The sequence below is a fragment of the Solwaraspora sp. WMMD791 genome (genome assembly GCF_029581195.1).
In the GTDB taxonomy this organism is placed as follows: Bacteria; Actinomycetota; Actinomycetes; order Mycobacteriales; family Micromonosporaceae; genus Micromonospora_E.
This window is the reverse complement of record NZ_CP120737.1, coordinates 150,443-176,238: the sequence shown is the minus strand read 5'-3', so window position 1 is coordinate 176,238 and position 25,796 is coordinate 150,443. Positions and strand designations below refer to the sequence as shown.

The window sequence follows — 25,796 nt, the reverse complement described above, 5'->3', positions numbered from 1 at the left end:
GCCGGCTGGACCGTCACCGCCGGCCGGGTCGGCACCGGACAAGTCGTCGGCGCCTGCACCGCCTGCCACGCACCCACCGTCCGCTACGGCCCACACGGACGGACGCTGTGCCACGCCTGCCGCAACCCCACACCCGCCGCCGCAGCCGGTGCCTCGGCCCCGGCCGCCGCGCCGACCCGTGAGGAGACGCCCATGCCCGAGCTGCTCGCCGCCGCGCTCGACCACGCCGCACGCGGCTGGCACGTCTTCCCCCTGCGACCCGACAGCAAACTGCCCGCGTTCCCCGACCACGACACCGACCGCTGCGACCACACCGACCCGCGCTGCCGGGCAGCCGGCCGGCACGTCACCTGGCAGGAACGCGCCACCACCGACCCCGGCCGCATCCGCCGCGCCTGGACACAACGCCCCTACGGCGTCGGCGTCGCCTGTGGGCCTTCCGGCCTGGTCGTCATCGACTGCGACACCCGCAAACCCGACCAGACCCCACCCGACCAATGGGGGCCGGACACCACCGGGCTCGACGTGCTCACCGCCCTCGCCGACCAGCACGGCGGCGGCATAGAGCCCACCTACGCCGTGTCGACCGGGCGCGGCGGTACCCACCTGTACTACCAACACCCGGCCGGCCCCGCGTTGCGGAACACCAGCGGCGGCCTCGGTTGGCTGGTCGACACCCGCGCCAACGGCGGCTACGTCGTCGCCGCCGGCTCCACCGCCGCCGGCCGCCCCTACCAGGTCCTCGTGGACTGCGACCCCGCCCCACTACCCGACTGGCTCACCCGCCTACTCCGACCCGTGCCGCTGCCGCCACAGCAACCCGTCGCTGTCGACCTCGGCAGCGGCCGACGCGCCGCCTACCTCACCGCCGCCATCCGCAACCAGATCGACCACCTCACCGCCGCACCCGAAGGACAACGCAACCACGCCCTCTACCTGTCCGCCGTCGCCCTCGGCCAACTCGTCGCCGGAGGCGCACTCACCGACAGCGACGTACGCGCCGCACTCGAACCCGCCGCCCGATCCCTACCCGGCCGCACACCACTCACCGACCGAGAAATCGCCCGCACCATCACCTCCGGCCTACGCGCCGGAGCACACCGACCCCGCACCGTCGCCGCCTAACCAACCCCACCCCGTCGAGAACGGAGGACCACGTATGACCACGACCCGGCTCCAAGTCGGTTCCGGACCCGACACCATCCGCGTACTCAAAACCGCGCTGGTCGACGGGCTGCTGCCCGACACCTACGTGTCCGCCGGGTCCCTCGTCCACATGGAAGCCGTCTCCGGCGGCATCACCACCGCCGCCGACGACGACTCACCCCTCCCCGTCACCGCCAGCACCCTCACACCCGCCAGCCTCGCCGCCGCCCTCGCCGAACACGCCTACGTCTACCGACTCAAAACCCGCAAAGACGCCGGAGGAAACCCCGAACCCTACGAAGAAGAGACCACCCCGCCCCGAGACATCCTCGGTAGCGTCCTCGCCGGCAAGACCTGGCCCGGCGTCCCACCACTACGCGGCATCATCGGCGCACCCGTCCTACGACGTGACGGCACCCTCCTTCAGCAACCCGGCTACGACCCCGCCACCGGCCTCTACCTCGCCGCGAAAGTCACCCTGCCGCCCGTGCCCGACCACCCCACCGCCGACCAAGTCGCCGACGCCCGCCGATTCCTCCTCGGCGCGTTCCTCCGAGACTTCCCCTGGTCATCGGCAGCCGACCGCGCCAACTACGTAGCCCTACTCGCTACCCCGATCCTGCGGCACTTCACCAGGTCGTTAACGCCGTTCGCCCTCATCGACGCCACCATGCCCTCATCCGGCAAGACGATCCTCACCGCCGGCCCCGGCATGCTCTACGGCCAGCGCATCATGCCGTGGGCCTACTCCGACGAGGAGTTGCGCAAGTCCATCACCGCCGTACTCGCCGAACAGGTCGGCGTCGTGATCTGGGACAACCTCGCCGAAGGCACCGTCATCGACTCCGCCGTACTCGCCCAACTCGTCACCACCGGCGTCTGGTCCGACCGGCAGCTAGGCGCGTCCCGCAACATCGCCACCGTCAACGACCGGCTATGGATGGCCACCGGCAACAACCTGCAAGTCGGCGGAGACATGGCATCCCGCACCGTCCGCGTGCACCTCGACCCCGACATGCCCCAACCCGAACTCCGCGACCAGTCCGGATTCGGCATCCCCCACCTCGACCAGTGGATCACCGCACCCGCCAACCAACTCACCGTCCTCTGGCACCTCCTGGTCCTCGTCCTCGACTGGACAAGCCAGGGAGCACCCCGGATCACCGGCGTCACCATGCGCCAGTTCACCCCCTGGGCACAGTCCCTCGGCGGGTTCCTCCACCACCACGGCATCGACGGCTTCCTCACCAACGCCAGCGAAGTCCGGGGCATCGACGAAGACGAAACGCGCTGGCGCGCGTTCCTCACCTGCTGGCACGACCGCCACGGCGGCCGGCCCATGACCGCCGCCGAACTGCGCCGCGACGCCGAACCCGACACCGCCGCCGGGGAAACCATCGACAACTGGGACGGCCAATTCATCACCACCAGCAGCGGACGCCTCCCCAACCCCCTGCAACTCGGCCGACTCCTCACCGGACAAGCCGGCCGCTGGCGCGGCCACCACGTCATCCGCGCCGGCCGCAGCGACCGGGGAGACCGCGCCGTGTTCTGGGTCGAACACCACCAGCCCTAGCCGCCAGCCCTGGAAGACCCGCTGAAACATCTCCGCATCTCCGCATCTCCGCATCTCCGCGAAAACAGGCACCCACCAGCGGAAACACCCTGCGGAGAACACCACCACCAACCACCGTCGATCTCCGCATCTCCGCAACCAACTGCGGAGATGAACCCCCCACTGCGGAGATCCCACCCCACCAACTGGGGAGATCTCCGCACCCGTTTCCCCAGCTCACAGCCATGTTTGCGGAGATGCGGAGATGCGGAGATGTTTCAGCCCTCCTGAACCAGAACGCCCGTGCGCCACCGCCACCCGACTCCTCAGCGAATCCAGCGCTACCCCTGGAAGGAACACGACCCCATGACCGTGCTCCCGTTCCGCGCACCCCGCCAACCGGTCACCCCCGCCGAACCCCACCAGGAACCCCCGGCCGTCTACACCATCCAGGAAACCGCACGACTGCTCGCGATCTCCCCAGGAAGCGCCTACCGACTCGCCCGAACCGGCCAGATCCCCGCCGTACGACTCGGCGGCCGGTGGGTCGTCCCCAAGCGCCGACTCCACGACTGGCTCAACCAACCCACCACCGACACCCACCACTGACCCCGACCAGAACCGGAGGACCACCCACCCGTGGGACACATCATCAAGACACCCGCAGGCACCTACCGCGCCAACTGGCGCGACGCCACCGGCAAACAGAAAGCCAAGACCTTCAAGACCAAGAAGGCCGCTGCGTCCTTCCTCGCCGACACCGAATCCACCATCACCCGAGGGACCTACGTCGACCCACACGCCGGACGTCTCCGGTTCGGCAAGTACGCCGACAGGTGGCAGGAAGCGCGCAACGGCGAGTTGGCCACGATGGCCCGAGACATCTCGATCCTGCGCACGCATGTGCTGCCCCGCTGGCGAGACGTTCCGATCGGCAGCATCGACTACACGGCCGTACAGGGATGGGTGTCCGACGTCGCACGCAGACGCTCCCCCGCCACGGTGGCGGAATGCTTCCGGCTGACCTCGGCGATCCTGCGTTCGGCCGTCCGTGACCGGCTAATCGGCGTCAACCCCTGCGAGGGAGTCAAGGTGCCACCCCGCAGGAAGAAGGACATGGATGAGCGCATAATCTCGCGCGCCGATCTGGTCGCCCGACTCCTGCCTGCCGTTCCGGATCGTTACCGCGCACTGGTCGCGCTGGCCGGCGGCACCGGACTTCGCTGGGGCGAGTGCACCGGACTTCGGTGGGAGTGCTTAGACCTCGATGCCGGAACCGCGAGCGTGGTTCGCGTCGCGGTCGAAGTTGCCGGATCGGTGACAGTGAAGCCCTACCCGAAGTCGCGTGCGGGTCGCCGCGCCGTCCCCCTGCCGGAGTTCGCCACGGAGATTCTCCGCGCACATCGGGAGGCGTTCCCGGCTGGTCCGATCGGCGAGGTGTTCACAAACAGCACCGGAGGTCCGCTCAGACGGACCCTGTTCCGGGCGAGAGTCTGGCGTCCGTCCTTGGTCCGGGCCGGACTACTCGGACGGATCGACCGGATGGGTCACTTCAAGTGGCGTGCGACGTGGGTCGACTCCGAAGGCATCGAGTGGACCGCCGAGTTTACGACTGAGCGGGACGCCATTGCGCACGTAGCGAAGCTGGCACCAGGCGGATTGCGCTTTCACGACCTGCGGCACTCCTACGCGACCGAGCTGGTGTCGCGCGGCGTGCCCGTCAACGACGTCCAGGCGGTCATGGGCCACGAGAAGCCCTCGACGACCTTGAACCTCTACACCCATCAGTCGGATGGTCGTGACAAGCGTATCCGAGAGGCGTTCGCTGACGATCCGCTGACGGCTGAGGGTCCGGAGTAGGCCAGTCAGCAGCAGAGGCACCCCGGTCCGGGGTGCCTCTGCTGGCTATATCGATGGTGGGCGATACTGGGATCGAACCAGTGACCTCTTCGGTGTGAACGAAGCGCTCTCCCGCTGAGCTAATCGCCCTCAGCGCGGACGACTGTACCTGATCGTCCTGCCCTGGCGCACATCCGGGGTGGCGGGGGTCAGTTCGTGGCGAGGTAGCGCAGGAAGCTCGCGATCACGTCGATGCCGAGGCCGACCTTCAGCGAGATCGCCAGCACGACACCGACGAAGACCAGGCCGACACCACCGAGGCCCAGCCGGACCGGCCAGGTCTGCCGGGCGGCCCATCTGGTCCACCGTTGCACGTGTCGGCGCGCGAAGGCGAGCAGGCGCTTCGCCCAGTGGAACTCGACGCCCCAGATCGCCAGGCCGCCGAAGACGATCAGCCAGCCCGGACCGGGCAACGGGATGAGCAGCAGGCCGAGGATCACCACGAGGGCCCCGAGGACACCGACGCCGACCTTCAACGCGATCCGGCCGGTCGGGTTGGACCGGATCAGCGCCAGGGTGACCCGGACCCGGTGGCGCAGGCCGGTGGGCGTACGGGGGGCCTGCGGACCCGGCCGGTCCACGACGCCGACCGCCGAGGCGGCGCCGCTGTGGTGCCCGTTGGAGTGTGGGTGCGACTCCGGTTCCACGCGTACCCCTTTCGGCCCGGCCTCGCCCTCAGCGTCGTCGGCAGGTTCGTACTGCGCGTGACCCGGCGCTGAATTCTCGGTCATCCGCTTCGCGGAGGAGGGTTTTATGGCCATTTTGCCCCTCATTGTCGCCCGCCCCGTCACCACAGGGCACCACTGGACGTTACCGGAGTGAGTCGACGTCCGAGACCACCCGACGCCGGACACATCCAGTTACCCAAGCAGAACCGGACAACCCACCTAAACAAGACATTCTTGGTGCATCCCGGAGCCGCTTCCCTCTACTGGGTGAGATCAGCGTTAGACGGAGCGTAATCAAATGCAGGACCTGAGTATGGGGAAAGCGGGGCGGGCGTCCCGCAGCGGTGCCGGGGGGAGAACGTCCATGAGTGTCATCCGACCAACGACCGTCGAGGTCGAGACGTCACTGCGGCTCATCGCGCCGGACGCTACCGCGCTGCCGGTCCGGGCCAGCCTGCGCTATGAACCTACCGATCCGTACGCCGTCCACGTGCTGTTCCACGCGGAGTCGGCCGGCGGCGAGGCGGTCAGCTGGTCCTTCGCCCGCGAACTGCTGGTCACCGGACTGGACGAACCGGCCGGTATCGGCGACGTCCGGGTCTGGCCATGGGCGACCCCGCGCGGCGACTACGTCGCGCTCGCCCTGAGCTCGCCGGACGGCAACGCGCTGTTCGAGGTGCCCCGCAGCGTCCTGGTCCGCTTCCTGCGCCGCACGTACGTGGTGGTGCCCCGCGGTCGCGAGTCCGAACACCTGGACGTGGACACCGCGGTCAACCGGCTACTCGCCGGACGGTGATCGGAACGGTCGGTTCCCGCCGGTCACGGCGGCGAGCCCGGCTGTTTCGCGTGACGGGAGTACGGCGATGCGCCGTACTCCCGCCGCCGATGGCGCTGTCGAACCGGCCGATGCCCGAGCCACCGGTCGCAGCGGATGCGCCGGTGGCACGAGCCGGCTACCGTCGAGGCGATGGTTCCACCCGATCAGCCCGCCCGCCGGACTCCGACCCACTCGCCGGAGCCACTGGGCAGGGAGATCAGCGCAACTACGCTGGGTAGCACACATGACACCAGAAAGCCACCGCCACCTCGACTTCTGAGTCACGAGGAGCTGGTGCTGGTGACTGCGGGTCACGGCAGCCACGAGATCGATTTTGTTCCGTACCCCTGCCGACCGGGCACCCTGCTGCGGGCCCGGGCCGGCCAGGTCACCCGGTCGGGCGGTCAGGCCGGGCTCGACGCGATCGTGGTGCGGTGGACCGTGGACGGGCCGGCGGACCCGGCGGCGGCGGACCGGCCCGCGTACTGGCAGCTCGTCGGCGAGGACGCCGACGCGCTGATCAACGAGGTCAGCCAACTGGTGGTGGACAGCGGCCGGCCACGCCGCTCCCCCCTGGTCGACGACCTGCTGCGACACCAACTGCAGGTGATCCTGCTGCGGGTCGCCCTGCTCACCGACGAGGACCCACAGGTCGACCCGGTCGGCGACGCCTCGGCGCGCGGCGACACCTTCCGCCGTTTCCAGCTGGAGGTCGAACGCGACCACGCTCGGACCCGACGGGTCGAGGAGTACGCCGAACGACTGTGCTGCGCCGTGCGCACCCTCACCCGGGCAAGCCTGAGCGTGACCGGGCGTACCGCCAAACAGGTCATCGACGACCGCGTCACGTTGCAGGCCAAACGGCTGCTCGCCGCCACCGATCTGCCGGTCGCCGAGATCGGACAGCGCCTGGGTTTCGGCGAGCCGACGAATTTCGGACGGTTCTTTCAACGCGAAGCCGGCTGCACTCCGGGTACGTTCCGCGCGAAAGTCGGCGAGCACCCTCCGGTGGCCGAGCTGGTCGCGACAACCGGCATGATGGGGGCGTGCAGATCTCCGCGCGGGGCGACTATGCGGTACGGGCAGCACTGATCCTGGCTGCGGCGTACCCGACGCTGATGTCCACCCAGGCGATCGCGGCCGAGCAGGACATGCCGCGCAAGTTCCTCGAAGCGGTCCTGGCCGACCTGCGACGCGGCGGGGTGGTCCGCGCCCAGCGCGGCGCGGAGGGCGGCTACACCTTGACCCAGCCGCCCCGCGACATCACGATCGGGACCGTCCTGCGGGCCGTCGACGGGCCGTTGGCGGGCGTGCGTGGCCTGCGCCCGGAGGAGACCCGCTACGACGGTGCCGCCGAGAACCTGCCCCGGCTCTGGGTCGCGGTACGGGCGGCGGTGCGCGAGGTCGTCGACGAGGTCAGCCTGGCCGAGGTGCTCAGTGGTCGGATGCCGGCGCACGTGCGCAAGTTGACGTTGAAGCCGGACGCCTGGGAGTCACGCTAGCGGCCCTCGCCCGCAGCGGGGCACCGACGGGCGCGACCGCACACAGAGGACGCGTTTGCCGATCGACGCGCCCGGGAATTGTCGACGCCATCCGTAGTCGGCGATCGAAGGGAGCAGGGCGATGGGTGTGATGTTCCGCAAGCGGAAGCGTTTCGGTCCGCTGCAGTTGAACTTCACGGAGAACGGCTTTTCCTCGTGGACGATCCGGATCGGCAAGTGGTCGTGGAACTCGCGGGCGAGGGCCCACCGTTACGACCTTCCCGGCCCGTTCTCCTGGAAGCAGGACAAGTCCCGCAGCTGACGCCCGGCCCGGCGGTGGTGGCCCACCGGTGACACGGGTGGCAGAGGGCCGCAGATGGTCGGGGTGTGACGAGAGTTCCTCGCCGCACCCCGACCACCTGTGGCGATAATTACTCTATGTCCGAAAACTCCGGAACACCGGATGCGCCGTCCGCCACGGCCGAGCCGTCCGGGACCGAGCCGTCCGGGACCGAGCGGTCCACGGCCGATCCGTCGCAGGCTGAGCAACGCCGGCGCCGGGCCGAGGTGTGGCACACCATCTTGATCTGCCTGCTGATGGTCGCGCTCTACTACCTGGTACCGATCGAACCCGACGTCTCCGGCGTGCACCGTGTCATCCGCGCCGTGATCACCACCGTCGGCGTCGTGCTGGTCGCGACGATGGTGCTGCTTCAGATCCGCCGGCAGATCACCGTCGACCCGTCCGACGTACGGCTCGCCCGGCTGGCAATCACCCTGGTCGGCGGCGTCATCGCGTTCGCCCTCGCCGACCTGGTCATTTCCTTCAGCGACCCCGGCCAGTTCGTCAACATGACCACCAAGACCGATGCGCTCTACTTCGCCATCGGCACCCTGACCACCGTCGGGTACGGCGACGTGCACGCCAATGGTCAGCTTGCTAGGGCCGCGGTCTGCGTACAGATGCTGTTCAGTGTCGGTGTCCTCGCCACCGGCGCTTCGCTGCTGGTCAAACGCTGGATCGAACGGGCGGGCCGGCAGCCGGCAGCGCGCTGATCCGGACGTCGCCGCCGAGCCGCCCGGCCGCCGGCTCCCGCCGGACCAGGTCGGCATCGAGCAGCTCGCCCAGCGCCCGGTTGACGTGCGCCGCCCGGTAGACCGTCCGGGTCACCGCGACACTGCGCAACTCGGCCACGGTGTGCGGGCCCTCGGCGGCCAGCAGGTCCAGCACCGCGTGCCGCAACGGTCCCAGGTCCCCTGCCCCGTGGGCGGGTGCCGGCAGCGGCGTACCGGCCTGCTCGCCGGGGAGCCGCAGCGTCGCCCCGGCCAGCTCCTCGACCCCCCACAGGGCGTCCTTGAACGCCTCGATCCGCCGACCCGACCCGGTGGCGAAGGCGATCAGGGTCGGCGTCGCGCCCTCGCCCGACGGCACGATCTCGACCTCGGTGACCAGCGGGAAACCCGCCCGGGTCAGGGTCGCGCGCAGCGACACCGACGGTGGTGCGCCACAGATCAGCAGCTCGGCGGGGCGCCCGACGGTCAGCGCCGCCCACGGCGGCGGCTCCGGTGCGGCCGCGCCGGCCAGGTCGACATGACAGAACAGTGGTGCCCGGGCGGCGGTCGCAGCGGTCAACGCCACCGGGATCATCGCGGGGCCGCCGGCCAGCAGGTGCAGTGCCACGGTCCGGGGCAGGTCCGCTTCGGCGGCGCCGAGGCGGGTCGGCAGGTCGACCGGGTCCGGTGTCCCTCCGGCGAGGGTGACGATCGTCAGTTGCCGGTCGGGGCGCGGACCTGCGGCGGCCACCGCCCGCAGTGCCCCGTCGGCCGCGCCCCGGTCGGCCCCCTGGTACGCCTGGACGAAGGTGGCCCGCCGGGACTCCCGCAGGGCGGCCGGCACCCAGGTGCCGAGATGGCGGGCGAGCAGTTCGCGGTGGACGGCGTCGAACCGGTCGGGTGTCATGCGTACCGTTCTACCGGCACCCCTCACGGTCGCTGCCGGCAGGCTGGTCAGCCGGGCACGGACACGCCGACGCCGCCCCGGGTCTGGCCGCCGTACCGCTGCTTCTCCCGACCCAGGTCCAGCGGTCGGATCCGCTTGCGCGCGGTGAGCGCCTGCTCGTCGAGCTGATCGGCCGGCACCAGCCAGACGATCTCGAACTCCAGCCCGTCGGGGTCCTTGCCGTACAGGCTCTTGGTGGTGCCGTGGTCGGAGGTGCCGACGAGCGCCCCGGCGGCGGCGAGCCGGGTCGCGAGCGCGTCGAGAGTGTCCAGGGTGTCGACCTCCCAGGCCAGATGGTAGAGGCCGACGGTGCTGCGCCCGGCGCCGGAGGGTCCGGCGTGCGGGCCGATCTCGAACAGGCCGAGGTCGTGGTCGTTGGTGGACCCGGGCGCCTGCAGGAAGGCGGCACCGGTGAACCCGTCCGGGGTCATCGGGACGACCGCGAAGCCGAGGACGTCACGGTAGAAGGCCAGGCTGCGGTCGAGGTCGGCGACGAAGAGTACGGCGTGGTTGAGGCGGTGGATTCCCATGTCACGAACGGTAGCGCGATTTAGTTGAACACTCAACAACTATCGGTATGATGGGCGTCATGACCCGCTGGCTCGACGACGACGAACAGCGCACCTGGCGTGCGTACCTGCACGCCACCCGCGCCCTCAACGCGACCCTGGACCGGGAGCTGCAGAGCCAGGCAGGAATGCCGCACGCCTACTACCAGATCCTCGTACGGCTGTCCGAAGCGCCGGGGCGCACGCTGCGGATGAGCGAGTTGGCCGAGGCCACCGACTCCTCGCGCAGCCGCCTGTCGCACGCCGTGGCCCGGCTGGAGGAGTACGGCTGGGTACGCCGCGAGGACTGCCCGACCGACCGACGCGGTCAGCTGGCGGTACTGACCGCACCGGGCTTCGCCGCCCTGGCCGCAGCCGCGCCCGGCCACGTCGAGGCGGTCCGTCGACACCTGTTCGACCAGCTCACGCCGGATCAGGTCGATCAGCTGCGGAACATCAGCGAAGCGTTAGTCAAGCATCTGACGGGTAACAATCCGCCATCATGAGCGAACTGTCCCACATCAGACCCTTGTACTGACCGTCGTCGGACACGCACGATGGGACGTGTCTCTCGGCCTGGGCGAAATCACCACGCAGGCGCACGGCCTGATCGGCGTCGGCGACCTACCCGCCGCGCGGAATCTGCTCGCCGCCGCGCTGGCCGACACCGACCCCCGCCCGGCGAACGCCAGCGCCGAGCAGGCCGACGCCGCCGGCCTACTCGCCCGGGTACTGGTGGCACTCGGTGACGCCCCGGCGGCCCGCGGCTGGGCCGCCTATGCGTACTCGGCCAACCAGCGGATGCACGGCCTGACCGACGAACGCACGATCGGTGCCGCCGCGACCCTCGCCGCCGTCCTGCACCGGGTCGGCAGCCACGCCCGCGCCGCCCACCTGTACCGGGAGGTGATCGACGAACTCTGCGCGATCGACGGCCCGGAATCACTGCGGGTCCTCGCCGCGCACGCCGACCTCGCCACCGTCGAGTTCGCCCGGGGCCAGTGCGACATCGCGCGGGACCGCCTGGAGGACGCCTGGGAGCTGCACCGCGAGGTCTACGGGGACGGCCACCCGGCCGGGATCAGGATGCTGGCCCGACTCGGTGCGATGCAGCGAGACTGCGGCCGACTCACCGAGTCCGACATGAGTCTTTCCCTCGCCGTCGACCTGTGCCGGGCCCACCTGCCAGCCGACCACCCGCTGACCGACCAGGTACGCACGCTGACGGAGTCGCCCGCCGACGCCACCCACCGCTGCGGCGGCGACGGTCCTGCCCACGACGACGTGCCGGTGCTGCCCGACGACGCACCCGGGCCGGGCGGCGGCGACTCCGGCGGGCCGGGCGGGCCGCCGGCTCCCCGTACGCCGGCCGATCCACCGCCTGACCACACCATCGGCGCACCCGCGACAGCCAACGGACACCCGCCGGCCGACGGACGGCCGACGGCCGACGGCCGCTCGACGGCCGACGACCAGATGGCGACCGACGCGCAGGCCGCCGACCGGCACGAGCTGCCCTGGACGCACGCCGATCCGCCCTGGGCGCAGGCCGGTTGGATCGAACCGGAGCCGCCCTCGGCCGAACTGGCGGACCCGACGCTCGCCCCGACGTTCTGGTCCGAGCAGCCCGAACCCCAGAGCACCCAGGATCCGGTCCACAGCGACACGTCCGGTCGCGGCGGTGCCCGGCACCGGATCGACCCGCCCTGGCTCGACATGCCAGCGCCGCCACCGCCGCTGCCCGAGTTCGACACCGACGCGCCCTGGGCACATCGCGGCTGGATCGAGCGGGACCCGGTCCGGACCGACGCCGACGACCCGGTCTGGTCGCCCACCGGCTGGTTGGCGGAGGAGACCCGCTCCGACGCGACGGCGCAGGCCGCGCCGGCGACCGGCAGCACCGACGAGCGACCCGACGACGGTACGGGCCCGCTGGACCCGCCGCACGGACCTGGGCCGGAGTCGACCGACCCGCCCGGGGTGGCGGCACACGAATTCGGGCCGGAAGCGACCGAGAACGGCCGGGCCACCATTCCGCCGCCCCGGGTGCCGGTCGACGTACCGCCCGGTGGCCAGCGCCCGGACGCCGACGCCGGGACGGATCCCGACGCCGACGGCGGCCGGTGGCTCTTTGACGAACCCTGGTGGCCGCCGGAGCTCGCCGGCGACGACGAACCACCGCCGGCGCCGCCGGCGGCAGGTGAGTCCGGCCCGGTCAGCCCGTTCGGCCCGGTCCGCTACCGGGCCACCGGCGGCGCACCCGCCGAGCCGCCCGACGGCGACGGGTCGGCGACGGCCGACCGGGGCGGGGCCTCGCCCGGACCGTTCCCCCCGGACGTCCCCGCGTTCGTGCCGAATCCCCGGGCACCCCACTCGGCCGGCCACTGGTCGGCCTCCACCACGACCGAGGCACCCACCGGCCCGTACGGCGACGAGGTCGCCGCCGATCCGGAGCACAACGGCCACGGCACCGACGTCCACCCCGACAGCGGACGGCTGCCCGGGGACGGGCCCCTCGTCGTCGGATCGGCGGCCGCCGAGGGCGGCACCGGCAGTCGTACCTCGTCGTCGGGGACGCTGTCGCGGCTACCTCGACGCGAGATCAGTCGGCTGCCCGACCGCCGTAGTCGGCTACCGGTACGGCGTCAACGCGGACATCTGGTGCCGGTCCCCCGGCCCGCGCCGAGCCCTCCGCGACCACGTGCACCGGTGCTCGTGCTCACCGGCGTCGTGGTGGTGCTGCTCGGTGCCGCGGCCGTCGTCGCCGGAGTCAGCCTGGTCGGTGACACCGGGTCGCCGACGACCGCGCCCTCGGCGGCCGGTACGCCGGCCGCTCCCGCCAGCGAACGACCGCCACCACCGGCACCCGGCACCCCGCCCAGCGAGGTCGGCATGCGGGACAACCGGGACAGCGTGACGTTGACCTGGACCTATCCCGCCGGCGCCGAGGGGCAGGTGCTCATCTCCGGAGGCAGCAGCGACCAGGAGCCCCGGGCGTTCATGACCCTGCCCGCCGGATCGAACAGCTTCGTGGCGTACGGGCTGGACCAGTCGATCGACTACTGCTTCACCGTCGCGGTCGTCTACTCGGCGGACGTGATCGGCCAGGCCGCACCGGTCTGCACCGATCGTGGCCAGGCCCGGTGACCGACGGCCACGCCCACCCCGACCGTCGCTGATCAGTCGACGTCGACCGGGTCGACGTCGCCGAGGTCGACCGGTAGCCGGACCCGGACCCGCAGGCCCCGGTGCCCGGTGTCGCGGTCCGGCTCCGTGTCGCGGTCCGGCTCCGTGTCGCGGTCCGGACTGGTGTCGCGGTCGGTCTCCGCGTCGGCGAGGTCGACGGTGCCACCGTGTCGGCGGACCAGCTGAGCCACGATGGCCAGCCCCAGTCCGGTTCCGCCGGCGTCGCGGGCCCGGGCGTCGTCGAGTCGGGTGAACCGGTCGAAGACCCGTTGCCGGTCGGCCGCCGCGATCCCCGGGCCGTCGTCGACCACCAACAGCTCATGCCAGCCGCCGTCGCCGGGCCGGGCCGTCACCAGCACCCGGCTGTGGGCGTGCCGGACCGCGTTGTCCAGCAGGTTCGCCAGCACCCGCCCCAGCGCGTCCGGGTCGCCGGCGGTCCACAACGGCTGCGTCGGCGGCACCACCCGTACCGGTGGTTGCGGATAGCGGGCCGTCACCTGCGCGATCAGCTCGCCCAGCTCCACCGGTCCGACCGGACCCAGCAACGCTCCCGGCTCACCCGTCGGCTCCTGATCGGCCCGGGCCAGCAGCAGCAGGTCGTCGACGAGCCGACCGAGCCGCTGGCTGTCGGCGAGCAGCCCTTCGGCCAGCACCGGCCAGTCTGCCCGGGCCCCGAGCCGCTGCGCCACCTCCAGCTGCGTCCGCAGACTGGTCAGCGGACTGCGCAGCTCGTGGGCGGCGTCAGCGACGAAGGACCGTTCCCGCGCCCGGGCCGCCGCCAGCCGGTCGAGCATGTCGTTGAGCGTGACCGCCAGCCGGTGGATCTCGTCGCCGCCGACCGGCACCGGCAGCCGACCGGACCGCTCCCCGCCAGTGAACCGCGCGGCGCCGACGCGCAGTCTCTCCACCGGCCGCAACGCGGCGCCGACCGCCCGCCACACCATCACGCCGACCCCTGCCACCAGCAGCGGAACGGCGAGCAGCACGATCAGCCGCACCAGCGCCACGCTGCGGGTGATGTCGGCGATGGACCGCCCGACGAGGACGGTCCCCGGATCCTCGCCGTCGGTGGGCACCGCGATCACCCGGACCGGCCCCTGCAGACCGAGCCGGTCACCGGGAATCACCAGGGCGTCGCCGGGGTCGGCGGCGAGTTCGTCGCGTTCCTGGGCGTACAGCATGGGGACGAGCCGGTCGGCACCGATCGACGCGGCCCGCACCCGGCCCTGGTCGTCGAGCACCTGGACCCGTACCTCGTTGCCGGCGACCGGTAGTGGGTCGGGCAGTGCGTCGGCGGCCACCAACTGGGCCACCGCCTCACCCGTCGTCCGTGCGTCGGCGTCGGCGCTGCCTTCCAGTGCGAGCGCCAGTACGGCGGTCAGTCCGAACCCGCCGGCGACCAGCCCGGCGGCCAGCCCCAGCACGCTGATGACGGCCAGCCGGGATCGCAGGCTCAGTCGCAGGCGCCAGTGCGCGCGGCGCGTCGGCGGGGGCGGTGGCCCGGTCACGGCCGGAGCCGGTAGCCGGCGCCCCGGACGGTTTCCAACCGGTCCCGACCGATCTTGCGGCGCAGGTAGCCGACGTAGACCTCGACCGCGTTGGGGGCGGTGTCGACGCTGGCGTCCCAGACGTGGTCGAGCAGTTCGATCTTGGAGACCACCTCCCCCGCCCGGCGCATCAGGTACTCGAGCAGGGCGTACTCCCGGGCGGTCAGCGCGATCTCGGCGTCGGCCAGGGTGACCCGCCGCCGCGCCGGGTCCAGACTCAGCTCGCCGACGGTGAGCACCGCCGGCCGCTGCGGGGCACCGCGCCGCAGCAGTGCCCGCAGCCGGGCCAGCAGGACGACGTACGAGAAGGGTTTCGTCAGGTAGTCGTCGGCACCGCAGTCGAGGCCGTCCGCCTGGTCGTACTCCCCGTCCTTCGCGGAAAGGATGAGTACGGGCAGCCAGTTCTCCTCGGCCCGCAACTGGCGCACCACCCGGTACCCGGACAGCCCCGGCAGCATCACGTCCAGGATCATCGCGTCGTACCCGCCGGACCTGGCCGATTCCAGCCCTGCCGGACCGTTCGTCACCACGTCGACGGCGAACCCTTCCTCCTGCAGCCCTCGCCGCAGGGCGTCAGCCAGCCGGACCTCGTCCTCCACCACCAGCACCCGCACCGGTCCAGGGTGCCATCATGGGTACCCGGTCCGCCGTACCCGGCGGTGTCCGAGCTGAGGGCGTTCACAGCTTGAGCCCCCGCTCTCAGCGTCGTCTCAGCCCGTCCGGTGCAGCATGGTCCCAGGAGGTGCCGAAGATGTCGGTATTCACAACCCGGCCGGCTATGCGCTGGCTGGTACCCACGGCTGCGGCGGCGGTGCTCATCGGGGGCGGCGCGGCCGTCGGCACGCTGGCCGCGTCGGCCGACCCGGTGCTGCCGCCGCGCAGCGCCGAGCAGTTGCTGGTCGATCTGCAGACGGCCCAGGTGGACGGCATGTCCGGAACGGTCGTGCACCGCGCCGAGCTGGGGCTGCCGGGAGCGTTGGGCCTGCTCGGCCAGGCCGGCGGCGCGGGCCTCGCCTCGCTGATCGACGGTACGCAGACCGTACGGGTCTGGTACGCCGGACCCGACCAGGCGCGCCTGGCCATGGTGCGCACCCTGGGCGAGACCGACGTGATCCGCAACGGACGCGACGTGTGGATCTGGTCCAGCCAGGAGAAGCAGGCCACCCACTTCGAGCTGCCCGAGGAGGCGGCCGAGGTGGACCCGGCGACCCTGCCCGAGGCGTACGTCACCCCGCAGGCGGCGGCCAGCGAGGTGCTGTCGGCGATCGACCCGAGCACCGAGGTCTCGGTGGGCCGGGCGGCGGAGATCGCCGGGCGCACGGCGTACGAGCTGGTGCTGAACCCGCGGGACACCTCGTCGCTGGTCGACGAGATCCGGATCGCGATCGACTCGGTCGAGTACGTGCCGCTGCGCTTCGCGGTCTACCCGGTCGGTGCCGAGCGGGCGGCGATCGAGACAGCCTTCACCCAGGTCAGCTTCGACCGGCCGGACGCGGAGCAGTTCACCTTCAACCCGCCGCCGGGCACCGAGGTGACCGAGGCGGGCGAGGACGACGCCGGCCGTGACGGGCCGGGGCAGCGACCGGACGGGCTGCCGGGCGGCGACGACGCCGACTCGGGGCTGCCGGAGCTCCTCGACTCCTTCGCGGCCGACGACAGCGCGGTCCGTACGGTCGGCGAGGGCTGGGGCACCGTCGTGGTCGTGGCACCGCCGGCCGAGGTGAGTGCCGAGGCTCAGCAGCGGGCCGGTGAGTCCGCCGAGGGGGCCGAGGCGCTGCAGATGCTGGGCGACCTGCCGCAGGTCGACGGGGCGTGGGGCAGCGGCCGGCTGCTGTCCAGCGCACTGTTCACCGTGCTGCTGACCGACGACGGCCGGATCCTGGCCGGCGCGGTGACGCCGGAGCGGCTCTACGAGGTGGCCACCGACACCCGCTGACCGGGCGGGCGACTTGACCGGTCCACTACCGGCACCGACGCGGGTTCGCCCCGGGTCGGTGCCGGTAGTCGTATGCGGAGGCAGGTGAGCGACGACGGCAAGGCGCACCCAGCGACCGGACCAACTTAACCGGTTGCGTAGCGGGAAGACATCGGTCTAATCTGATGCCTGCGCGAAGGGCCGGGTAGTTGCCGACATCACGCTGACCGAGGTCAGCGGGGTGTCTCACCGCCCGTGATGGCACGGGCCTCTACCCGAGGTAGGTCATGAAGACACGTCTCAGCGTCGCGGCCGCGACGCTCCTCGCCCTGGTCGCCTCCATCGTCGTACTCGTCCCACCCGCCCACGCCGCCGTCGGCCTGCACATCAGCGGCGGCCGGCTGGTCGAGGCGAACGGCTCGCCGCTCGTGCTGCGCGGGGTCAACCACGCGCACACCTGGTACGCCAGCCAGACAAGCTCCTTCGCCAACATCAAGTCCCTCGGCGCGAACTCCGTCCGGGTCGTGCTGAGCAATGGTCACCGGTGGACCCGCAACGACGCCGCCGACGTCGCGAACGTCATCTCGCTGTGCAAGGCGAACCGGTTGATCTGTGTACTGGAGGTGCACGACACCACCGGGTACGGCGAGGAGGGGGCCGCCGCCACCCTGGCATCCGCCGTCGACTACTGGATCAGCCTGGCCAGCGTCCTGCGCGGCCAGGAGAACTACGTGATCATCAACATCGGCAACGAACCGTTCGGCAACAGCGGGTACCAGAACTGGACCAGTCACACCACCAGCGCCGTCCAGCGGCTGCGGACCGCAGGTTTCGAGCACACGATCATGGTCGACGCGCCGAACTGGGGGCAGGACTGGACCTTCACCATGCGTGACAACGCCCAGTCCGTATGGAACGCCGACCCGGCCCGCAACCTGCTCTTCTCGATCCACATGTACGGCGTCTTCGACACCGCCGCCGAGATCAGCGACTACCTCGGGCGGTTCCGGTCAGCCGGGCTGCCGATCGCGGTCGGCGAGTTCGGGCACAACCACTCGGACGGCAACCCCGACGAGGACACCATCCTGTCGTACACCCAGCAGCACGGCATCGGCTGGCTCGGCTGGTCGTGGAGCGGCAACAGCGGCGGCGTCGAGTACCTCGACATGGTGACGAACTTCAACGTCGGCGCCCTGACCTCCTGGGGCCAGCGGCTGTTCAACGGCGCGAACGGAATCCGGCAGACCGCCCGGGAGGCGACCATCTACAGCGGCGCCACCCCGACGACCGCGCCGCCGACCACCGCACCCCCGACGACCGCGCCGCCGACCACCGCACCCCCGACCACCGCACCCCCGACCACCGCACCCCCGACCACTCCGCCGCCGGCCGGCGCCTGCTCCGCCACGTACACGATCGTCGGTCAGTGGCAGGGTGGCTTCCAGGGTGAGGTACGCGTCACCGCCGGCGGGTCCGGCACGACCGGTTGGCGGGTGGTCTGGACCTACGCCAACGGACAGACCGTGAACCAGGCATGGAACGCCACGGTGACCCGCAGCGGGTCCCAGGTGACCGCGACCAACGTCAGCTACAACGGCACCCTCGGCGCCGGGCAGAGCACGACGTTCGGCTTCATCGGCAGTTGGACCGGCACCAACAGCATCCCGCCGGTAGCCTGCAACGCCCTGTAGGCAACTGGGGCGTGCCGCCGGCCGCGACCTGCGGCTGGTGCAGGTCGGCGACCGCACCGAGAGTGTGACCGGTGGCCGGGCGGGTACTCCGTCCGGCCACCGTCGGACCGGCGTCGACGCAGGTCACGGCACCCGTCCTCCGGCGGTGGCGAGCCGATGATGCTACGACCTGGAGGTGTACGGTGAGTGAAGGTCCCCGTCTGCGTGTCGGCGCCTACGCGGTGATCGTGCGTGACTCCTCGGTGCTGCTGAGCCGGTTGTCCGAGGCGTCCCCGGTGTTCGCCCCTGGGGCGTGGCACCTGCCGGGCGGTGGTCTGGACCCGGGTGAGCAACCGGGCGACGCGCTGTCCCGCGAGCTACGGGAGGAAGCGGGCCTCGACGTCACCGGATCCCGGCTGATGGACGTGCGCTCGTACTCGGCCCACCGCAACGGCACCGACTGGCACGTGGTCGGCCTGCTGCACTCCGCAGAGGTGGGGCCGGGCGACCCGGTGATCACCGAGGTCGGCGGTAGCGCGGACGCGATCCGGTGGGTGCCGATCGAGGAGATCGGCGACCTGGCGTTGTCCCCGCCGACGGCGGACGGCCTACGCATGGTCGAACTGATCAGCTGAGCCGAACGGAATGTGCCGGCCGGCCGACTCCGGCTGGTCAGCCAAGGTCGCAGGGGCGTCCACCACGGGTGCGCCCCTGCCGGGCCGCACCGGAGCCGGCCGGATCGGTGTCCGCTGGGCCAGCGCCGGCCGGATCGGCGTGGGCGGGGTCGGGACGGCATTCGCGCCGCGCCGACCGGACCCGCCAGAATACGAACGCGCTGAGCGCCAGCACCGCGACCACCACTGCGGCGGCCCGCCCGGCCACCCGCTCGATCGCGGCGTACGAGGTGCCGGCGAGGTAGCCGATCGCCACCGTACCGATCCCCCAGATCAGCGCCCCGGCGACGTTGTAGGCGAAGAACCGCCGGTACGGCATCCGCGCCGCCCCGGCCAGCGCCGGCATGACCGCGTGGAAGAACGTGACGAACCGGCCGATGAACACCGCCATCCCGCCACGGGCGGCGAGCTGGTCCTGGGCCCGCTGCACCCAGGACTGCCGCCGACGCAGGAACCGTAGCCGCAGCAACCGGGTGCCGAACACCCGGCCGATCAGGTAGCTGGCGGTGTCGCCGGCGATCGCGGCGCTGACGACGACCACGGCGATGCCCGGCAGCGAAACGGTGCCCAGGCTGGCGGCCACTCCGCCGAGGATCGCGGCGGTCTCGCCCGGGAAGACGAACCCGATGAAGAGGGCGTCCTCGGCGAAGACGAGCAGCCAGACCAGCAGGTAGATGAGCGCGTCGTCCATCGACAACAGCTGCTCGAGCCAGTCAGTGTGCACAGCAACCCCCGCTCGCGGGGGGCTGCTGACACCGAACCTAGCACCGCCGGGGCGCCGGAAAGGCAGACCTGGCGGAGATCGTCAGGTGGCCGGGAGCCCGTGACGGCCGGCGGGTGCTCGCGCGCGGCGTCACGGGCATCCTCCCCACCACAGAGAGGGGCACCGGCTCGCTCTCTTAACCGGTTAAGGAGAACCTACGCGGTGGCATCGACCATCGTCAAGCGCAGCATCGTCCAGGACACCGGCGGCAGGGCCAGGGCCAGCCGACCCTGGTCGACAGCGGCACCGGACACCGCCTGCGGCCGTACCCGGTCCGGCTCCACCGAGGTGTTGCGGGCGTACAGATCCGGGTCGTGCAGCACCACCTGCTCGGCGAGCCGGTAACCGGGGAAGGCGCGCAGGTCCACGTCGACCGTCACCGGCTCCCGCTGACCCCGGTGCACCGCGAAGACGACCAGTTCGCCGGCGTCGTCGTCGTAGGTGGCGACGACATCCAGCAGCGGAACGTCACCGTACCGGGCGGTGTCGGTGGTCGGCGCCGACGTGCACTCCACCCGCAGTACGGTGCCCCGGGCGTACCGGGCGGTCAGCGCGAACGGGTAGAAGATCGTCTGCCGCCAGGCCGGGCCGCCGGGCTCGGCCCGGATCGCGGCGATCGTGTTGACCAGCTGCGCCTGACAGGCGACCGTCACCCGGTCGCTGTGTCGCAGGAGCGTGATCAGCGACGATCCGACCACCACCGCGTCGGCGACGGTGTAGTCGTCCTCGCTCAGCGGCGGCGCCTGCACCCATTCGGTCGGCACCCCGGTGGCGAGGAAGTCGCGCATGTACCAGACGTTCCACTCGTCGAACGAGATGTTGATCCGCTTGCTGCTGCGGGTCCGCGCCCGGACGTGGTCGCAGGTCGCCACGATGTCGTCGATGAACTGGTCCATGCCGACCGACGAGGCCAGGAAACTGGCCAGGTCACCGTCGCGCTCCTCGTGGTAGAGGTGCGCCGAGACGAAGTCGACCTGATCGTAGGTGTGTTCCAGGACCGTGGCCTCCCAGGCGGCGAAGGTCGGCATGTCCGGCCCGGAGCTGCCGCAGGCGATCAGCTCCAGCGTCGGGTCGATCATGCGCATCGCCCGGGCCGTCTCGGCGGCGCGCCGGCCGTACTCGTGCGCGGTCTGATGGCCGAGCTGCCACGGCCCGTCCATCTCGTTGCCCAGACACCACATCCGGATGCCGTAGGGCCTGTCACGCCCATGTGCCCGGCGCAGGTCCGACAGTCGGGTGCCGCCCGGATGGTTGGCGTACTCCAGCAGGTCCAGCGCCTCGCGGGGGCCGCGGGTGCCGAGGTTGACCGCGAGCATCGGTTCGACACCCGCCGCCTGCGCCCAGGTCATGAACTCGTCGAGGCCGAACGCGTTGGTCTCCACGCTGTGCCAGGCCGGGTCGAGCCGGGTCGGGCGCTGATCGCGCGGCCCGACCCCGTCCTCCCAGTGGTAGCCGGAGACGAAGTTGCCGCCCGGGTAGCGGACCACGGTCACCCCCTGCTCCCGAACCAGGTCGAGCACGTCCCGGCGCAGCCCGACCGGGTCCGCGCTGGGGTGGTCGGGCTCGTAGAGACCGCCGTAGACGCAGCGGCCCATGTGCTCGACGAAGGAGCCGAACGTCCGCCGGCTCACCGGAGCGATCCGGAACGCCGGATCGATGTGCACCGTCACCGGTCGGTCAGCCATCAGCACACCCTTCCGCCTGCCGACGCGGGAGGGCCGCGCCACGCCAGCGGGCCGGTGACGGCGTTCGCGCATCGACGCTTGCGCACGCCCGGTCGGCCCGTTGTCGGACGCTAACATGGGTCGGCCCACGGCGTCTGCGCGCCGGTACACCGGCGCGCAGATGCCGCAGACCGGCGCGATGATCAGGGTTGACCTGCCCGGTCGCCGGGTAGCCGAACCGAATGAGGATCGGAAACACCGAGGTGCGGCCGCTCGGCGGCGGCATCGGTTGTCTGTTGATGCTGCTGGTGTCGCTGCTGCTGTCGGTCGTCGCCACGATCGTGCTGAACGTGGCGCTGCGCTGACCGGCCCCGCACCGCAGCGGGTGCCGGCCGGGACCGGGTCAAGGTTTGCGGGCGAGCCCACCGACGAAGGTGTAGTAGGTGTCGGTCTGCTCCGACGGCTCGTCGTCCGGTGCCGGCCGCCAGTCCGGCAGCGCGGTGACGCCTGGCTCCAGCAGCTCGAAGTCACCGAAGTACCCGACGATCTCGTCGTGGCGACGCCACCGGCCGGTGCCCATCGTCTGGTTGAAGATCTTCTCCACCATCAACGCCTTCTTCGAGGCGTCCGGATGGGCGTCGCCAGGATCGTGGAAGTGCGAGATGGCCAGGTAGCTGCCGGACGGGACGGCGGCACGGTAGACCGCAGCCACCGCACCGGGGTCCTCGTCGTCGGCGAGGTGGTGCAGGATCCCCAGGAGCAGTACCCCGACCGGCTGCGTGAAGTCGATCATCGACCGGACCTCGGGGTTGTCCAGGATCTGCTCCGGATGCCGGACGTCGGCCTGGATCACCGTGGTCATCGGGGAGCTGGCGAGCAGCGCCCGACCGTGCGCCAGCACCATCGGGTCGCTGTCCACGTAGACCACGCGGGTCTGCGGGTCGATCTCGTGGGCGATTTCGTGCACGTTGCCCTGGGTCGGCAGCCCCGACCCGATGTCGAGGAACTGCCGGATGCCGGCCTCGGCGACCAGATGGCGTACGGCCCGACGCAGGAAGCCCCGGTTGGCCCGGGCCGCCAGCGGGCCGTCCGGGGTGATCTGCAGCGCCATCTGCCCGGCTTGGCGGTCGACCGCGAAGTTGTCCTTGCCGCCGAGCATGTAGTCGTACACACGGGCGACGCTCGGTCGGGTCGTGTCCACCCCGACCGGGGCTCGTTCCTCAATGCTCACGACGGGATCCTCCGAGGGGGGTCGGTCGGTCGGAACGCGACCGGCTGGGAGCGCTGCCGCAGTGGAGTCTAGAGGATGCCGACCATCGCCGACGGCCCGGCCGGTGCGGTCGTCAGGCCGCCGGCCGCAGCGCGTTCAGCACGAACTGATCCAATGTAGCCGGATCGACACCGGCGGCTACAATGGCTTCTTTGGCGCCGCTGGGGCCACTGCGGGCAATGGCCAACAGAATGTGCTCGGTGCCGATGTGCCGATGCTTGAGCCGCAGCACCTCGCGCGACGACAGCTCAATGATCTTGCGTGCCCGCCGATTGAAGGCGCCACCCGGCTGACGACGCCACCAGGACCGACGGGGCGGCGCGGACCGGGGTGCGGGTGCGGTCGGTGAACCGTTCGAACATCACGCCTTTCTGGATGGGCCGGCCACCACTCGGCCGGCGTGCTTCTTGTGGACGCCCTGCCGACTGACCTCCAGGACGTCGGCGATCTCCTGCCATGACCAGCCGTGTCGGCGCGCGTTGTCGACCTGGATCACCTCCAGGGTCTCCAACAGCCGGCGCAGCGCATGGACAGCCCGCAACCCGACCCGGGGGTCGGAACTGCCGGCTGCGGCGGCGAGCTCGGTTGCCTGACTCATGATGTCAACCTAGATTGACAGCACGGATTCGTCAACTCAGGTTGACGCCCGGCCGACAGGCCACCCAGTCGTCCCTCCGACGACAGGTCAGGAGACGTCAGCGCGTGACGGGGTACGGGAAGTGGTCGGCGACCGGGCCACAGTAGAATCGCTCCGGCAGCAGGAGGGCCACTCGACAGACCTGCACCGTCACCCGGTCGATGTGACTCACGCCGGTCGCCTCACCGAGCGTGAGACCGAAGCGGACCGTGCCGTTGTCCACCCGTACGGCCTGTTCGTCAAGCACGGTCCGACCGTTGTACGCGGTCAGCCGCAGGTAGCTGTAGTACCCGTCGTCGCCGCACCGCTGGTCGACGATCGGGCTCGGCAACGGATGGTCGACCAGGGTGCCCTTGACGTCGACCTGGGGATACACCGGCGGCCGGGAGAACCGCCAGGCCAACACGCCCTCCGCCTGGCCGTACCGGCACCGGTCGCCGGAGTCGACGGCGAAGGGCTGGGCCTGGGTGGGATCGGCGGAGGCGGGGGCCGGTGCGGCCGCGAGGCCGACGACGACCAGGGCGACGACAGCGACGGACCGGTGCAGGAACGACAGCACGCGCATGGGAGATCCTCGGCGGAAGTCGGGACGACAGCCTATCGACGATGCCACGACATATCGATGCTGTTAAATCTAACGCACTTCGTCGCCGAGGGCGAGTACCCGGTCGACCGTCAACTCGTCGAGCCGGTCGACGACGAGCGACGCCCCGGCCAGCGCATCCGGTGCCGGCGGGTACTTCCGGTGCGGCACCGCCACCACCGCCATCCCGGCTGCGGTCGCCGACCGTAGTCCGTTGCTGGAATCCTCCACCGCGCAGCAGGCGGCCGGGTCCACCCCGAGCCGCCGCGCCGCCACCAGGTACACCTCGGGATCGGGCTTGCCGGCGGCGCACTCCTCGGTCGACACGGTGGCCTGGAACGCGTCGGTGACCCCGGCGCTGGCGAGCACCTGGTCGATCAGTCGACGCGGCGACGAGCTGGCCAGGGCGAGCGGAAACCGGGAGCCCAGCCGGTGGATCGCCGCCACCGCGCCGGAGATCAACGGCAGCTCCGCCCGGTACCGCGCGGCCATCTCGTCGATCACCTCGTCGGCGACCAGCCCGGCACCCCGCCCGACGCCGAGATCCGCGTCGAGGTAGCCGGACCACTCCGGGGTGCTCATCCCCATCAGCCGGCTCTGGGCCTCGGGCAGCCACCGGCCGCCGGCGCGCGCCACGTAGGCACGACGGACCTCCTCCCAGACCGGCTCGGTGTCGACGAGCACGCCATCCATGTCGAACACGACCGCGCAGATCATGGCCGCCATCCTGCCCGGTCCACCGGAATCGCCCCCCAGCAGGGTCACCCAGGGCTACCCTCGCAGGCAGGCTCCCTCATCGACCACCGGCCGGGCGCGCCACCAGCACCGGACCGACCGGGCACCACCGGCGAAAGGAGCACCGATGCAGCGGCAGACCGCGCCGGGCCACGACCGCATCGTGGTCGGGGTGCACGACTCCCCTTCCAGTTGGGCGGCGGTCCGGCTGGCCGCCCGGGAGGCGGCCGGCCAGCACCGCCCGCTGCGGCTGCTGTACGCACTCGGCTGGATCCCCGACGACCTGTCCGACAGCGACGAGCAACCCGAAACCGACGCCCACGCGCTCGTCGAACGGGCCGCCGGTGTCGCCACCGACGTCGCCGCCGGGATCGACGTACTGACCGAGATCTCCGAGAACGCCCCGGCCACCGCCCTGCTGCGGGAGTCGCGGATGGCGTCGCTGGTGGTGATCGGTGACGGTGACCTGGCCCGCTGGACCTGCCTGCCGCTGGACGCGCTGGCCGTGCAGATCGCCGCCCGGGCGGACTGTTCGGTGCTGGTCGCCCGGGCACAGCCACAGACAGCGACGGCCACCGCGCCGGTCCTGGTCGGGGTGGACGGCTCGGCGGGCTCGGAACGCGCGCTCGGCTTCGCGTTCGACGCCGCCGCGCAGCGCGGCACCGACCTGATCGTGGTCCGGGCCGGCGAGAGCGAACCCGGCTGGGCGGACACCTCGGCCGGCACCGCCGACGAACTCGCCACGGCGCTGGCACCCTGGCGGGAGAAGCACCCGGACGTACCCGTGCGCCAGCAGGTGGTCGACGGCCCGCCGGCCCGGGTCCTCGTCGAGCGGTCCGGACAGGCCGGTCTCGTCGTCGTCGGGGCCCGTGGCGACCATCCGCTGCGGGTGCCGCTCGGCGCGGTCAGCCAGGCGGTGCTGCACCATGCCCGCTGCGACACGGCGATCGTGCGGGAATGCGCCCCACCGCCGCCGGCCGGCGACTGACACCGGCCGCGACCGGCAGGACCTTGGCCCCGTCTACCAGCCCGTCCGGCC

At 71.5% G+C, this 25,796-nt stretch carries 27 protein-coding genes, 1 tRNA gene and 1 pseudogene; 16 read left to right on the top strand and 13 right to left on the bottom strand.

The window, feature by feature from the left end; genetic code table 11:
- Positions 1-192 precede the first annotated feature (192 nt).
- From O7623_RS00845 to O7623_RS00830, 4 genes are all read left to right on the top strand, one after another.
- On the top strand, positions 193-1,125 hold the full coding sequence (locus tag O7623_RS00845; protein ID WP_282229682.1) for a bifunctional DNA primase/polymerase: 933 nt from the start codon (positions 193-195) through the stop codon (positions 1,123-1,125).
- Between the two features lie 34 nt (positions 1,126-1,159).
- A complete protein-coding gene (locus O7623_RS00840) occupies positions 1,160-2,722 on the top strand; it encodes a hypothetical protein (protein ID WP_282226646.1) in 1,563 nt (520 codons plus the stop codon).
- Between the two features lie 345 nt (positions 2,723-3,067).
- The gene (locus tag O7623_RS00835) at positions 3,068-3,310 is read left to right on the top strand and encodes a helix-turn-helix domain-containing protein (protein WP_282226645.1); all 243 of its coding nucleotides are present in this window, start codon (positions 3,068-3,070) and stop codon (positions 3,308-3,310) included.
- Positions 3,311-3,340: 30 nt separating this feature from the next.
- Positions 3,341-4,561 (top strand): site-specific integrase, encoded by a 1,221-nt coding sequence (locus O7623_RS00830; protein WP_282226644.1) that lies wholly within the window; start codon positions 3,341-3,343, stop codon positions 4,559-4,561.
- A gap of 54 nt (positions 4,562-4,615) precedes the next feature.
- Here O7623_RS00830 and O7623_RS00825 read toward each other — a convergent pair.
- Positions 4,616-4,690 (bottom strand) — tRNA-Val (locus O7623_RS00825).
- Between the two features lie 59 nt (positions 4,691-4,749).
- The gene (locus tag O7623_RS00820; protein WP_282229681.1) at positions 4,750-5,181 is read right to left on the bottom strand and encodes a TIGR02611 family protein; all 432 of its coding nucleotides are present in this window, start codon (positions 5,179-5,181) and stop codon (positions 4,750-4,752) included.
- Positions 5,182-5,632: 451 nt separating this feature from the next.
- Between O7623_RS00820 and O7623_RS00815 the strand changes: the two genes are divergently transcribed.
- The 5 genes from O7623_RS00815 (at position 5,633) to O7623_RS00795 (ending at position 8,622) form a co-directional block, all read left to right on the top strand.
- Positions 5,633-6,064: an SsgA family sporulation/cell division regulator gene (locus O7623_RS00815; RefSeq protein WP_282226643.1), complete on the top strand. Its 432-nt coding sequence runs from the start codon at positions 5,633-5,635 to the stop codon at positions 6,062-6,064.
- 321 nt (positions 6,065-6,385) lie between these two features.
- Entirely contained in the window at positions 6,386-7,177 is a 792-nt protein-coding gene (locus O7623_RS00810) for a helix-turn-helix transcriptional regulator (protein WP_282226642.1), read from the top strand.
- Entirely contained in the window at positions 7,132-7,587 is a 456-nt protein-coding gene (locus O7623_RS00805) for an Rrf2 family transcriptional regulator (protein WP_282226641.1), read from the top strand. Before O7623_RS00810 ends, O7623_RS00805 begins: the two co-directional genes overlap by 46 nt.
- Before the next feature lie 121 nt (positions 7,588-7,708).
- Positions 7,709-7,888: a DUF4236 domain-containing protein gene (locus tag O7623_RS00800; RefSeq protein ID WP_282226640.1), complete on the top strand. Its 180-nt coding sequence runs from the start codon at positions 7,709-7,711 to the stop codon at positions 7,886-7,888.
- Positions 7,889-7,953: 65 nt separating this feature from the next.
- Positions 7,954-8,622, top strand: a complete 669-nt coding sequence (locus tag O7623_RS00795; protein ID WP_282226639.1) for a potassium channel family protein — start codon at positions 7,954-7,956, stop codon at positions 8,620-8,622.
- On the opposite strand, the gene O7623_RS00790 is transcribed toward O7623_RS00795, so the two are convergent.
- Positions 8,576-9,526, bottom strand: coding sequence for a hypothetical protein (locus O7623_RS00790; protein WP_282226638.1), 951 nt, complete (start codon positions 9,524-9,526; stop codon positions 8,576-8,578). The two genes, O7623_RS00795 and O7623_RS00790, sit on opposite strands and share 47 nt — an antisense overlap.
- Before the next feature lie 47 nt (positions 9,527-9,573).
- Positions 9,574-10,095, bottom strand: coding sequence for a VOC family protein (locus O7623_RS00785; protein WP_282226637.1), 522 nt, complete (start codon positions 10,093-10,095; stop codon positions 9,574-9,576).
- Between the two features lie 50 nt (positions 10,096-10,145).
- Here O7623_RS00785 and O7623_RS00780 point away from each other — a divergent pair, with 50 nt between their 5' ends.
- On the top strand, positions 10,146-10,619 hold the full coding sequence (locus O7623_RS00780; protein ID WP_282226636.1) for a MarR family transcriptional regulator: 474 nt from the start codon (positions 10,146-10,148) through the stop codon (positions 10,617-10,619).
- Positions 10,620-10,677: 58 nt separating this feature from the next.
- Positions 10,678-11,328 (top strand): annotated as a pseudogene (locus tag O7623_RS00775) (tetratricopeptide repeat protein); the annotation flags it as partial.
- A gap of 1,964 nt (positions 11,329-13,292) precedes the next feature.
- Here O7623_RS00775 and O7623_RS00770 read toward each other — a convergent pair.
- Positions 13,293-14,762 (bottom strand): ATP-binding protein, encoded by a 1,470-nt coding sequence (locus tag O7623_RS00770; protein WP_282229680.1) that lies wholly within the window; start codon positions 14,760-14,762, stop codon positions 13,293-13,295.
- Positions 14,763-14,803: 41 nt separating this feature from the next.
- Positions 14,804-15,460 carry a response regulator transcription factor gene (locus tag O7623_RS00765; protein ID WP_282226635.1) on the bottom strand — a complete coding sequence of 219 codons (657 nt, stop codon included), beginning with the start codon at positions 15,458-15,460 and terminating at the stop codon, positions 14,804-14,806.
- Between the two features lie 137 nt (positions 15,461-15,597).
- Between O7623_RS00765 and O7623_RS00760 the strand changes: the two genes are divergently transcribed.
- The 3 genes from O7623_RS00760 to O7623_RS00750 all read left to right on the top strand — a co-directional run bounded on the left by O7623_RS00760 (position 15,598) and on the right by O7623_RS00750 (position 19,066).
- Positions 15,598-16,782 carry a hypothetical protein gene (locus O7623_RS00760; protein ID WP_282226634.1) on the top strand — a complete coding sequence of 395 codons (1,185 nt, stop codon included), beginning with the start codon at positions 15,598-15,600 and terminating at the stop codon, positions 16,780-16,782.
- Positions 16,783-17,048: 266 nt separating this feature from the next.
- Positions 17,049-18,452: a cellulase family glycosylhydrolase gene (locus O7623_RS00755; protein WP_282226633.1), complete on the top strand. Its 1,404-nt coding sequence runs from the start codon at positions 17,049-17,051 to the stop codon at positions 18,450-18,452.
- 182 nt (positions 18,453-18,634) lie between these two features.
- Entirely contained in the window at positions 18,635-19,066 is a 432-nt protein-coding gene (locus O7623_RS00750) for an NUDIX domain-containing protein (RefSeq protein ID WP_282226632.1), read from the top strand.
- A gap of 37 nt (positions 19,067-19,103) precedes the next feature.
- On the opposite strand, the gene O7623_RS00745 is transcribed toward O7623_RS00750, so the two are convergent.
- Both O7623_RS00745 and O7623_RS00740 read right to left on the bottom strand, forming a co-directional pair.
- Positions 19,104-19,829: a DedA family protein gene (locus O7623_RS00745; RefSeq protein WP_282226631.1), complete on the bottom strand. Its 726-nt coding sequence runs from the start codon at positions 19,827-19,829 to the stop codon at positions 19,104-19,106.
- A 194-nt stretch (positions 19,830-20,023) separates the two neighbouring features.
- Positions 20,024-21,553: an alpha-N-arabinofuranosidase gene (locus O7623_RS00740; RefSeq protein WP_282226630.1), complete on the bottom strand. Its 1,530-nt coding sequence runs from the start codon at positions 21,551-21,553 to the stop codon at positions 20,024-20,026.
- A 221-nt stretch (positions 21,554-21,774) separates the two neighbouring features.
- Here O7623_RS00740 and O7623_RS00735 point away from each other — a divergent pair, with 221 nt between their 5' ends.
- Positions 21,775-21,897 carry a hypothetical protein gene (locus tag O7623_RS00735; protein ID WP_282226629.1) on the top strand — a complete coding sequence of 41 codons (123 nt, stop codon included), beginning with the start codon at positions 21,775-21,777 and terminating at the stop codon, positions 21,895-21,897.
- A 38-nt stretch (positions 21,898-21,935) separates the two neighbouring features.
- Here O7623_RS00735 and O7623_RS00730 read toward each other — a convergent pair whose 3' ends face one another.
- From O7623_RS00730 to O7623_RS00710, 5 genes are all read right to left on the bottom strand, one after another.
- Positions 21,936-22,763: an SAM-dependent methyltransferase gene (locus tag O7623_RS00730; protein WP_282226628.1), complete on the bottom strand. Its 828-nt coding sequence runs from the start codon at positions 22,761-22,763 to the stop codon at positions 21,936-21,938.
- Positions 22,764-22,875: 112 nt separating this feature from the next.
- Positions 22,876-23,034 carry a Clp protease N-terminal domain-containing protein gene (locus O7623_RS00725; RefSeq protein WP_282226627.1) on the bottom strand — a complete coding sequence of 53 codons (159 nt, stop codon included), beginning with the start codon at positions 23,032-23,034 and terminating at the stop codon, positions 22,876-22,878.
- Positions 23,035-23,163: 129 nt separating this feature from the next.
- Positions 23,164-23,400 carry a helix-turn-helix domain-containing protein gene (locus O7623_RS00720; protein WP_282226626.1) on the bottom strand — a complete coding sequence of 79 codons (237 nt, stop codon included), beginning with the start codon at positions 23,398-23,400 and terminating at the stop codon, positions 23,164-23,166.
- Between the two features lie 97 nt (positions 23,401-23,497).
- Positions 23,498-24,004: a hypothetical protein gene (locus O7623_RS00715; RefSeq protein WP_282226625.1), complete on the bottom strand. Its 507-nt coding sequence runs from the start codon at positions 24,002-24,004 to the stop codon at positions 23,498-23,500.
- Between the two features lie 69 nt (positions 24,005-24,073).
- Positions 24,074-24,739, bottom strand: a complete 666-nt coding sequence (locus O7623_RS00710) for an HAD family phosphatase (RefSeq protein WP_282229679.1) — start codon at positions 24,737-24,739, stop codon at positions 24,074-24,076.
- 145 nt (positions 24,740-24,884) lie between these two features.
- Here O7623_RS00710 and O7623_RS00705 point away from each other — a divergent pair, with 145 nt between their 5' ends.
- Positions 24,885-25,745 (top strand): universal stress protein, encoded by an 861-nt coding sequence (locus O7623_RS00705; RefSeq protein ID WP_282226624.1) that lies wholly within the window; start codon positions 24,885-24,887, stop codon positions 25,743-25,745.
- Positions 25,746-25,796 lie beyond the last annotated feature (51 nt).